Source organism: Pseudomonadota bacterium, assembly GCA_030775045.1.
Taxonomy (GTDB): Bacteria; Pseudomonadota; Alphaproteobacteria; order JALYJY01; family JALYJY01; genus JALYJY01.
The window spans coordinates 1-10,360 of sequence record JALYJY010000020.1 but is presented as its reverse complement, the minus strand read 5'-3'; the positions used below and the strand labels follow the sequence as shown (position 1 = coordinate 10,360).

The 10,360-nt window shown below is 63.2% G+C and carries 9 protein-coding genes; 1 reads left to right on the top strand and 8 read right to left on the bottom strand.

The annotated features are described in order from the left end of the window. Positions 1-74: 74 nt before the first annotated feature. Entirely contained in the window at positions 75-2,270 is a 2,196-nt protein-coding gene (locus M3O22_02980; protein ID MDP9195722.1) for a primosomal protein N', read from the top strand. 182 nt (positions 2,271-2,452) lie between these two features. Here M3O22_02980 and nuoI read toward each other — a convergent pair whose 3' ends face one another. The 8 genes from nuoI to M3O22_02940 all read right to left on the bottom strand — a co-directional run bounded on the left by nuoI (position 2,453) and on the right by M3O22_02940 (position 10,211). Then, positions 2,453-2,941 (bottom strand): NADH-quinone oxidoreductase subunit NuoI, encoded by a 489-nt coding sequence (nuoI, locus tag M3O22_02975; protein MDP9195721.1) that lies wholly within the window; start codon positions 2,939-2,941, stop codon positions 2,453-2,455. A 12-nt stretch (positions 2,942-2,953) separates the two neighbouring features. Then, positions 2,954-3,970 carry an NADH-quinone oxidoreductase subunit NuoH gene (nuoH, locus tag M3O22_02970; GenBank protein MDP9195720.1) on the bottom strand — a complete coding sequence of 339 codons (1,017 nt, stop codon included), beginning with the start codon at positions 3,968-3,970 and terminating at the stop codon, positions 2,954-2,956. 149 nt (positions 3,971-4,119) lie between these two features. Further along, entirely contained in the window at positions 4,120-4,674 is a 555-nt protein-coding gene (locus M3O22_02965) for a hypothetical protein (protein MDP9195719.1), read from the bottom strand. A gap of 61 nt (positions 4,675-4,735) precedes the next feature. Continuing rightward, the gene (gene radC, locus M3O22_02960) at positions 4,736-5,458 is read right to left on the bottom strand and encodes a DNA repair protein RadC (protein MDP9195718.1); all 723 of its coding nucleotides are present in this window, start codon (positions 5,456-5,458) and stop codon (positions 4,736-4,738) included. Between the two features lie 177 nt (positions 5,459-5,635). Next, positions 5,636-6,535: a UDP-N-acetylmuramate dehydrogenase gene (murB, locus tag M3O22_02955; GenBank protein MDP9195717.1), complete on the bottom strand. Its 900-nt coding sequence runs from the start codon at positions 6,533-6,535 to the stop codon at positions 5,636-5,638. Between the two features lie 4 nt (positions 6,536-6,539). After that, positions 6,540-7,970 carry a UDP-N-acetylmuramate--L-alanine ligase gene (gene murC / locus M3O22_02950; protein ID MDP9195716.1) on the bottom strand — a complete coding sequence of 477 codons (1,431 nt, stop codon included), beginning with the start codon at positions 7,968-7,970 and terminating at the stop codon, positions 6,540-6,542. 74 nt (positions 7,971-8,044) lie between these two features. Continuing rightward, positions 8,045-8,851 (bottom strand): DUF2145 domain-containing protein, encoded by an 807-nt coding sequence (locus M3O22_02945; protein MDP9195715.1) that lies wholly within the window; start codon positions 8,849-8,851, stop codon positions 8,045-8,047. A 4-nt stretch (positions 8,852-8,855) separates the two neighbouring features. Further along, on the bottom strand, positions 8,856-10,211 hold the full coding sequence (locus M3O22_02940) for an insulinase family protein (GenBank protein MDP9195714.1): 1,356 nt from the start codon (positions 10,209-10,211) through the stop codon (positions 8,856-8,858). Positions 10,212-10,360 lie beyond the last annotated feature (149 nt).

The window sequence follows — 10,360 nt, the reverse complement described above, 5'->3', positions numbered from 1 at the left end:
CCATTTCCCTGTGTGTCTGTATGGATTCTGATATCCTACACCGCAACGGGATAAAGAGAAAAGATGTCTGAACCATGGCCGGTGAAAAACCCTCTTCTGTGGTGCAGGTCCTTGTGGCCATGGCCCTGCCGCAGGCCCTTCTGGACTATACCGCGCCGGAAGGGATGATTCTGGCGTCCGGGGACTATGTCGAGGTGCCCCTGGGAAAGCGGCGGGCGGTGGGGATGGTCCATGGACCAGGCGGAGGATCTGTGGATCCCGCGCGACTGCGGTCCATCATCCGCCGCTTTGACCTGCCGCCCATGCCGGAGAAGACCCGCCGCCTGGTGGACTGGGTCGCCGCATACTGCATGGTTTCGGCAGGCGCGGTCCTGCGCATGGCTCTCGGTCCCCCGGAAGCGCTGGAAGCTCCCCGCCACAGCCTGCTGTACAGGCGCAGCGCGACTTCATTGCCGGACGGGTTCCGCCTGACGCCCGCCCGGCACGCGGTGCTGGAGTATCTGGAGCGGGTCGGGGATCCTCTTTCCGCCGCGGACCTGGCGGGCGCTGCATCTGCATCGCCAGCAATTGTCCGCGCCATGGCCGACACCGGCGTTCTGGAGACGGTTCTCCAGGCGGCCGAAAGTCCTGTCCCTGTTCTGGATACGAAATTCTGCCAGACCGTGTTCTCGCCCGCCCAGCAGCAGGAGGCTGTGAATATCCTGACCCGCCACGAGGACGAAAGGGCTTTTTCGGTCACGGTCCTGGACGGCGTGACAGGATCCGGCAAGACCGAAGTATTCATGGAGGCCGTGGCCCATGCGCTGGAGCAGGGGCGGCAGGCGCTGGTCCTGCTGCCGGAAATTGCGCTGGGGCCCCAGGTGGTGGAGCGTTTCACCCGGCGCTTTGGCCAGGCGCCCCTGGTGTGGCACTCGGACCTCACCCCCGCCCGGCGGCGGGACACCTGGCGGGCCGTGGCCACAGGCCGGACGCAGGTGATCGTGGGCGCACGCTCGGCCCTGTTTCTGCCCTTTCCTGCTCTTGGCCTGATCGTTGTGGATGAGGAACATGATGGCAGCTACAAGCAGGAGGAGGGTGTCTGCTATCACGCCCGGGACATGGCTGTAGTGCGGGCCTCGCTGGAAAAAATCCCCGCAGTCCTGGTGTCAGCCACGCCGTCCCTCGAGACCCTGACCAACGTGGAAAACGGCAAGTACAGTCGCCTGCACCTGCCAGACCGCCACGGCAGCGCACTGATGCCTGACATCCGCCTTCTGGACCTGCGCACGGACAGGCCCGCGCCGCGCCGGTGGCTCTGTCCCACCCTGTGCACGGCCATTGACGAGACCCTGGTGGCGGGGGAGCAGGCACTGCTGTTCCTGAACCGCCGGGGCTATGCGCCGCTGACCCTGTGTCGCACCTGCGGCCACCGGCTGCAGTGCCCGCAGTGCACAGCCTGGCTGGTGCAGCACCGCACCTCGGGCCGCCTGCATTGTCATCACTGCGGCCATGCGGAGCCGCCGCCCGCCCTGTGTCCGTCGTGCGGAGAGGCTGATTCCCTGGTAGCCTGCGGCCCCGGTGTCGAGCGCATCGCCGAGGAGGTGGCAGAGAGGTTCCCGCAGGCCCGCACTCTGGTCATGGCCAGCGACACCCTGACCACCGCGGCACAGATGGAGGAGGCCTTGCAGAAAATCCGTCGGCGGGATGTGGATCTGATCGTGGGCACGCAGATGGTGGCCAAGGGACACCATTTTCCGGCGCTGACGCTGGTGGGCGTAGTGGACGCGGACATCGGCCTGTCCGGCGGCGATCTGCGGGCGGCCGAGCGCACGTTCCAGCTGCTCCAGCAGGTGGCGGGCCGGGCCGGGCGAGCCGACAGGCCGGGGCGGGTGTTCCTCCAGACCTTCCAGCCCCATCACCCTGTCATGCAGGCCCTGAAGGACAACGACCGGGATGCGTTCATGGCGCGGGAAGGGGACGAGCGCCGCCGCCACGGTATGCCCCCCTGGGGCCGTCTTGTGGCGCTGATTGTTTCTGGTCCCGATGCAGAGGCTGCAGACCGGGTGGCGTATGATCTGGGGCGTCAGGCTCCCCGCACGGACGGGGTTGTCGTACTGGGCCCGGCGCCTGCACCGCTGGCCATCGTGCGGGGAAAACACCGCCGCCGCCTGCTGCTGAAAGCCCCCCGCGGTGTGAACGTCCAGGCCCTGGTGTGCGACTGGCTGGCGCACGTGACTGTGCCGTCAAAGGTCACCGTCAAGGTGGATGTGGACCCGTACGGATTTCTGTAGGGGCATGTCGTCAATCAAACGGATAATGGCCATCTGATTTCGGATTTCCGGACTTCCGGTGCTCACGTACTTTAATGTACGCTGTGCTCCGGCTTCCGGAAATCCTTGTCATCTGTCTCATTCTGCGTTGATTGACGACATGCCCCCGGCGGGAAAATTTCTTTTCCACAGGGAGAAGTGAATTACCTGTACGGTGCTTCGCGGGTCAGGTTGGCGGCCAGAAGGGGTTCCCAGCGGTCGCCGTTGTCCAGAAGCTTCTGCTTGTCATAGAACAGTTCTTCCCGGGTTTCTGTGGCGAACTCGAAGTTCGGGCCTTCCACGATGGCATCCACGGGGCAGGCTTCCTGGCACAGGCCGCAATAGATGCACTTGGTCATGTCGATGTCGTACCGGGTGGTGCGGCGGCTGCCGTCCTCGCGCGGTTCGGCCTCAATGGTGATGGCCAGCGCAGGGCACACGGCCTCGCACAGCTTGCAGGCGATGCAGCGTTCCTCGCCGTTGGGATAGCGGCGCAGGGCGTGTTCGCCCCGGAAGCGGCTGCTGATGGGGCCTTTCTCGAACGGATAGTTGATGGTGGCCCGCGGCCGGAACATGTACCGCAGGGTCAGGCCGAGGCCCTTGATCACATCCAGAAGCAGAAAGGACCTGGCGATACGGTCGGGGAAAGCCATGGGGGAATCTCCTTATGGCACTGCGACGGGCAGAAGGTCAAAGGCCACCAGCACCCCGGCGGTGCCCACCACCCACAGCAGGGTAAAGGGCAGGAACACCTTCCAGCCCAGGCGCATCAACTGGTCATAGCGATAGCGCGGCAGGCTGGCGCGCACCCAGATGAACACGAACAGCAGGAAGGCCACTTTCAGCCCGAACCACACAACACCGGGAATCCAGGCCAGCCATGACACATCCAGAGGCGGCAGCCACCCGCCCAGGAACAGGGTGGTGCAGATGCCGGACATGAGGATCATGTTGGCGTACTCGCCCAGGAAGAACAGGGCGAAGGGCATGGAAGAATATTCGGTGTTGAAGCCGCCCACCAGCTCGGACTCGCCTTCGGGCAGGTCAAAGGGCGGACGGTTGGTCTCGGCCAGCGCCGAGATGAAAAACACCACGAACATGGGGAACAGGGGCAGGACGAACCACATGTGCTGCTGCGCCCGCACAATGGCTGACAGGTTCATGGACCCCACGCACAGCAGGACAGTGACAATCACGAGGCCGATGGAGACTTCGTACGATACCATCTGGGCCGCCGAGCGCAGGGCGCCCAGGAACGGGTATTTCGAGTTGGAGGCCCACCCGGCGATAATGATCCCGTAAACGCCCAGTGAGCTGATGGCAAACAGGTACAGGATCCCCACATTGATGTCAGCCAGCACCAGGCCGGCATCAAAGGGAATGACCGCCCAGGCGACCAGGCTGAGCATAAAGGTGAGGGCAGGAGCCATCAGGAACAGGATCCGGTTTGCGCCGGAGGGGATGATGATCTCCTTGCCCATCAGCTTGATGCCGTCCGCCAGGGGCTGGAGCAAGCCGAAGGGGCCTACCACGTTGGGACCGCGGCGGATCTGGGTGGCGGCCAGAACCTTGCGCTCGGCCCACGTCAGATACGCCACCGCGCCCAGCAGGGGAAAGATGATCGCCAGGATATATCCTGCAATCAGAAGGCCCTGAAGGGCCATGTCCAGCAATTCTGTCATGGATCAGTTCTCTGCATATACCGTGCCTGTATAGCCTGGGCAGGGGCAGCGGGACAAGGGAGGCAGGCGGATTTTATTGGGGGATAGCTGATATTTTCGTGCCGGGACTACCTGTAACCGCAGTGTTTTCCTGGAACAGCGGGCAAGGACTACTGGATCTCGATCGGCTCGCTGTACGAATAGGGATTGTAAGAGGGCACTGATGGCGCGGGTGCGTCCGGGGCAGGTATTGTTGCAGGATCCTCCGGCGGCATGGCCGGTGCGCCTTCGGTCATGGGTGGTTCCGGCGGCATGTCCATGCTGCGGGACGGGAAGGCGGCAGGATCGGGTGGCAGGCCCCTGAACGGATCCAGGTAAGGGCTGGGAGGCAGGGGCGGCGCATGGCCTGTGGTGACGTATGTCCATCCCTTGGTCTGCATGCATCCGTCCATCAGCTGCCAGTCCGAGGTCCGGGCAGCTGTCTGCTGCTCCCGGGCGTTCCTGCTGCTCTCAGGAAACCGGTAGTCTGCGGGGTTCATGGTGTTGACCTGCGTGAATGTAGCGCATTCGGCAAAATCGCTTTTCAGGCGGCTCTGGGCCGCGGGGCCCGCATCGGCCACGGTCCGGGGGGCCGAGCCCGTTCTTTTCCAGTAGGAATACTGGGGCCCCTGGCAGGCTGAAACCAGGGGCAGGATGAACAGCGCTGTCGTCCAGATCTTTCTCACGGTGCGAATCTCCTGTGCGCAGGAGACAGAAGACCAGAACCGGACAAAAATGCAATAGACGTCAGATCAGTCCCATGTTTTTCATGCTGCTGTGCCGTCCCCGTCCCACAATGATGTGGTCGTGGACCTTGATACCCACACCTTCTGCGGCCCGGATGATGTGGTGGGTCATGTCGATGTCGGCCCGGCTGGGGGTCGGATCGCCGCTGGGGTGGTTGTGGACCAGGATGATGGCGGTGGCGCCCAGCTCCAGCGCCCTTTTGATCACTTCCCGCGGATAGACGGGGGTGTGGTCGACAGTACCTCTCTGCTGGACCTCGTCCGCGATCAGGCTGTTGCGGCGATCCAGAAACAGCAGGCGAAGCTGCTCGACGGTTTCGTGGGCCATGACCGCCTCGCAGTATTCCAGGACAGCCTGCCACGAGCCCAGGACATGCCGCTGGGCGATCTGCCGGCGTGTCATGCGCAGGGCTGTAGCGCCCACGATGGCCAGCTGGGCAATAACCGTGTCGCCCAGCCTGAACTGTTCGCGCAGGCGGTGGTGGGGTGCGTTCACAACGCCCCACAGGGTCTCGAACGCGGCCAGAAGGCTTTTGGCCAGAGACTTGACGTCCTTGCGAGGGATGGCGGGAAACAGCAGCAGTTCCAGCAATTCGTAATCCTGGAAGCTTTCGGCCCCCGTGGTCAGAAAACGCTGCCGCAGCCGTTCCCGGTGGCCGTGATAGTGGGGTTTTTCCGTTGGTCCCGGTTCCGGATCAGGAAGGGCTGGCAGGGGAAAAATCATGGGCGGGGGAGGGGTGACGGCAATCTCCGCCATCATTATATTGTTCAGGGCTCCCTCCTGGTCCGGCTGTCCCGGGTCAACCAGGTCAGCGCCGGAGCGGGATTTCCCCTTTTTTCCGGGAGGTTTTGCAGGGGACGGTTTTTGCGACATGAAATACAGATAACAAAGTATCCGCAGTCACGCCAGATCCCCGATCCGTCTGATCTCCCAGCGCAGGTCGATGCCGCTGGTGTTCAGGACGCGGCGGCGGACTTCCTCGCCCAGCGTCTCGATGTCCCGGGCGCTGGCATTTCCCAGGTTCAGCAGGAAATTGCAGTGCTTTTCCGAAACCTGCGCATCCCCGATCTGCAGGCCCCGGCAGCTGGCCCTGTCGATCAGCTCCCACGCCTTCTGGCCGGGCGGATTGGCGAAGGTGGAGCCGCCCGTGCGAGCCCGGACAGGCTGGCTGTCGGTACGATTTTTGCGGATCTCCTCCATGCGTGCGGCAATGCTGGCCGGATCGTCCGGCGTTCCCTGGAATGTGGCGTCCACGATAATCCAGTCCCCGGGAAAGCCGGAATGGCGATAGGACAGACCCAGGTCATTTTTGTCCAGCGTATGGATGTTGCCCTGCCGGTCCACGGCGGTGGCCGAGGTGACCCCATCCACTATCTCCCTCCCATAGGCTCCTGCGTTCATGCGCACGCCACCGCCGATGGTGCCGGGAATGCCGGACAGAAACTCCAGCCCCCCGATCCCGGCATCGCAGGCCGTCTGCGCCACAGCCAGATCCAGGGCACCGGCGCCGGTGCGGACTGTTTCGGCCCCGCAGGCAATCTCCGCAAAGCCCCGGCCCAGACGGATCACCACGCCCCGGATGCCGCCATCGCGCACCAGAAGATTCGAGGCTACACCCAGCACAGTCACGGGAACATCGGCCGGACAGGCGCGCAGGAAATCCGCCAGGTCCTGGACGTCTTCGGGCCGGAACAGGACTTCGGCCGGCCCGCCTACCCGGAACCAGGTGTGCGGTGCGAGGGGAGCGTCGGGTGTCAGGCGGCCCCGGACCGGGGGCAGGCGTTCCGAAAGATGGGGCATCAGATCAGACCAGGGTGCGGGCCTTGCCTGTGCCCAGAAGGCGATCCAGATCGGCTGGCAGGGCATTGGCCCAGTGAGTGATGGAGCCAGCGCCCAGGCACACCACAAAGTCCCCCGGGCGGGCGAGGCGGGATACCATCTGGGGCAGCTGCTCGGGTGCCGCCAGGGGCAGCACGTGGCGATGGCCGCGCCGGCGCAGGCCCTCGACCAGTGCGTCGCGGGTCACGCCCTGGATGGGGGCTTCTCCTGCCGCGTATACGTCGGCCACAATCACCACGTCGGCCTCGTTGAAACAGCCGCAGAATTCCTCGAACAGGCTGTGCAGGCGGGTGTAGCGGTGGGGCTGGACCACGGCGATGGTTCTGGCGGAATGGGCTGTCCGCGCGGCCTTGAGCACGGCGGCAATCTCGACGGGATGGTGGCCGTAGTCGTCGATAACCGTAATGCCGTTTGAGGTTCCGGTGCGGGTAAAGCGCCGCTTGACCCCCGAGAATCCGGCCAGCGCCTCGCGCATCGTATCCTCGTCGATATCCATCTCGAACGCCACGGCGATGGCCGCGAGCGCGTTCTGGACGTTGTGCAGGCCATACATGGGCAGTACAAAGCCGGGGACCATCGTGTCCGCGCCGGCGATCCGGGCACTGAGCAGCACATTGAACTGTGCACCGTGGGGGCCGGTCTGCACGTCCACGGCCCGCACATCGGCCTGGGGGCTGAATCCGTAGGTGACGATGCGCCGGTCGATGCGCGGGATCATCGCCTGGACTTCCGGATGGTCGATGCACAGGGCCGCAAAGCCATAGAACGGCAGGTTCTGGACAAAGGTGTCGTAGGCCAGGCGGACGTTGTCGAAGGTGCCGTAGTGTTCCATATGTTCAGGATCGATATTGGTGACCACGGCGATAGTGGCTGGCAGCCGCAGGAAGCTGCCGTCGCTTTCGTCGGATTCCACCACCATCCATTCACCTTTTCCGAGGCGGGTGTTGGTGTTGTAGGCATTGATGATGCCGCCGTTGATGACGGTGGGGTCCATGCCGCCCTTTTCCAGCATGGCGCCGATCATGGACGTGGTGGTCGTCTTGCCGTGGGTGCCGGCGATGGCGATGGACCATTTCAGGCGCATCAGCTCGCCCAGCATCTCGGCCCGCCGGACCACAGGGACCATGCGCACGCGGGCGGCTGCAACCTCCGGGTTGTCTGCCTTCACGGCCGAGGAGATCACAACGACCGCCGCATCGCCCAGATTGTCGGCACTGTGTCCGACGAACACGGGGATGTTCAGGCTGCGCAGGCGTTTGACGTTGGCGTTTTCAGCCATGTCACTGCCCTGGATGGCATAGCCCAGATTGTGCAGCACCTCGGCGATGCCGCTCATGCCGATGCCGCCAATGCCCACAAAGTGCAGGGTGCCGATGTTCAGGGGAAGGGATCTCATATTTTGCCGCACCGGATACAGAGTTGTTATCCTGTATCTGATACTCTTCCTGTGCCCGGAAATACAGGGAATTCTTATCTGTTTCCGTATGTGATGGTCCGGATTTCCGAAGCCAGGCCATTCTCCTGCATGAAGCCGGAAAAAGTCTCAAACGTGGCGGTGCGGATTTCGCCGTCGTGATCGGATGTGGCCACATCAGGAACAAAAACAGGACCAAAAAGGCTTTCCAGCGGACCAAGGTGTATCGTCTGCGCCCTGAAATCCCGGGCCTCGATATCCTTGATCTGCTGCATGTCAGTGGTGTTGTGAAGGGCCGAGACCAGAACATCCAGGGTATGTTCGGTGCAGTTCTGGTAGGCCGTGTTGTAAGGGCTGGCCAGAACGGAATAGTGCGGATTGTGAAAATCCCTGAACGCGGGACTGTCGATGGCTTTGAGAAGCTTTGCCTGGAATTCAGGCGTGGGGATAATGATTCCTGCTTCCAGCTCCTTTGCCAGGGCAAAGAATTCAGCGGGACGGTCGTTGACCAGATGGCTGCGGTCCGGCTGGTCGTCCTTCTGGTACAGGTTGTGGGCAATATAGCCCTGGACTATGCGACCGTCTTCCAGCCGGATATCCTGGTAAACCCAGTAAGCCAGATGCGTGAACTGTGTCCCTGCCGGCAGATCCCGGCGATTTCTACCCACACGCGCGACAACAGCCACACTGGCTTTCCGGTCTGCCAGCGCCTGTTCCACCTGCATGGAGAAAGCCGTGATGGTTTCAGCTGGAAAAGAGGGTTTGTCACGGGCCCGGGACAGGCCTGCATGGCGCATGCCGAAAAACCCTGCGCACAGGGCCAGGCCCAGGGCAGCAGCAGGCCAGAGACGTCTGCTCAGCATGGCATTATTGCGCTTCTGTCCCCCGTACCTGATCCGGGGTCAGGATCCGGTCGGGTTTCAGGCCTTCAGGCCGTCCCGCAGCCACAACTGTCAGAGTGGCCGGATCGAACAGGCGTTTTGCCACCCGCTGCGCGTCCTGCAGCGTGACAGCGTTGATCAGGCTGTCCCGGCGGCTGAGGTAGTCTATCCCGAGGTTATCCCGCTGGATCTGCAGAAGCACGGCCGCAAAGTCGTCTACCGAATCGAACTGCAGCGGGAAAGCACCGGTCAGGTATTTTTTGGCCTTTTCCAGCTCCTGCGCCGTGAGGGCTGTGTCTGCCATGCGCTTCCATTCGGTCCGGATCATCTGCAGGACCTGGGCGGCGGTCTTGTTGGCCGTGGCGGTCTGGACGGTAATCAGTGCGGCATGGTCCATGGGGGCCAGATCGGTAGAGATGCCATAGGTCAGGCCGTTTTTCTCCCGCACCTGCTCGGTCAGGCGGGAGCTGAACCCGCCGCCGCCCAGGATGTATTCCAGAATGGCTGCGGGGAACCAGTCGGGATCGCTGCGCTTCACGCCTTCCTGTGCGGCCACAATGACAGTCTGGGTGGTGGGCTGTTCCACCAGCGTGACCTTGCCGTCTGTGGCTGGTTTGACATCCGGAACTGCGACAGGCTTTCCGGCAGTGGAAAGATTTCCGAAGACCTGGTCCAGCAGGGGGGCCAGCTCCTGCGCCGTGATATCACCGCTGACAGCGATCTTCAGATGGTCACGGGTCAGGCGGGCAGCCACGAAATCATGAAGATCCTTTCTGCTGATGGTGTTGAGGGTCTTCTCTGTTCCCCGGTCCTGCTGGCTGTAGGGATGGCCCGCGAAGAGGGTCTTTGTCAGCGTCCGCCCGGCCAGCCATTCCGGGTCCTGCTCCTGGTCGCGGATAGCCGTGACAAGCGACGTGCGGATCCGTGTTACGGCCTCATCCTCGAAGCGGGGCGCGGTCAGGGCCAGGCGCAGAAGCTCCACGGCCTTGCCCTTTGTCTCGGTCAGGGTTTTCACCGAGCCGAAAAAGGCGTCGCGTCCGGCGCGGAAGGCCAGGGAGATGCTGTTGTCCCGCAGGTGCTTCTGGAAGTCCTGGCTGTCGTACGGGCCGGCGCCTTCGTCCATCGTGTGGGCGGCCAGCGCGGCAAGGCCCTGTCTGTCCGCTGGATCGGTGGCTGATCCGCCCTCAAAGGCAAAGGCCATGGCGATAACCGGGACCGTGGTATCGTGGACCAGCCAGGCTTCGATGCCCTTCGGGCTGATGACCCGCTGTATCTCCATGGCCCGGGCAGGTGTGGATATGAGCAGAAGGAAGAAGGCAGCAACAAGGACAATGCGCTTCATGGGGCCGGTTTCCCTTCAGCAGGAGCAGGAACGGGCAGCAGGATGCCCGTCACGTGGTCTTTCTGCGACAGGACAGCGCGGGCAGCGGCATTCATGTCATCCCGTGTGACGGCAGCGATGCGGGCGGGCCAGGCCTCCACATCCTGGAC

Coding starts and splice junctions, on each gene's coding strand:
- murB (MDP9195717.1), bottom strand. CDS start 6,535: ATGCCCCATCTTTCGGAACGCCTGCCCCCGGTCCGGGGCCGCCTGACA.
- M3O22_02980 (MDP9195722.1), top strand. CDS start 75: ATGGCCGGTGAAAAACCCTCTTCTGTGGTGCAGGTCCTTGTGGCCATG.
- M3O22_02940 (MDP9195714.1), bottom strand. CDS start 10,211: ATGAAGCGCATTGTCCTTGTTGCTGCCTTCTTCCTTCTGCTCATATCC.
- nuoI (MDP9195721.1), bottom strand. CDS start 2,941: ATGGCTTTCCCCGACCGTATCGCCAGGTCCTTTCTGCTTCTGGATGTG.
- M3O22_02945 (MDP9195715.1), bottom strand. CDS start 8,851: ATGCTGAGCAGACGTCTCTGGCCTGCTGCTGCCCTGGGCCTGGCCCTG.
- radC (MDP9195718.1), bottom strand. CDS start 5,458: ATGATTTTTCCCCTGCCAGCCCTTCCTGATCCGGAACCGGGACCAACG.
- murC (MDP9195716.1), bottom strand. CDS start 7,970: ATGAGATCCCTTCCCCTGAACATCGGCACCCTGCACTTTGTGGGCATT.
- nuoH (MDP9195720.1), bottom strand. CDS start 3,970: ATGACAGAATTGCTGGACATGGCCCTTCAGGGCCTTCTGATTGCAGGA.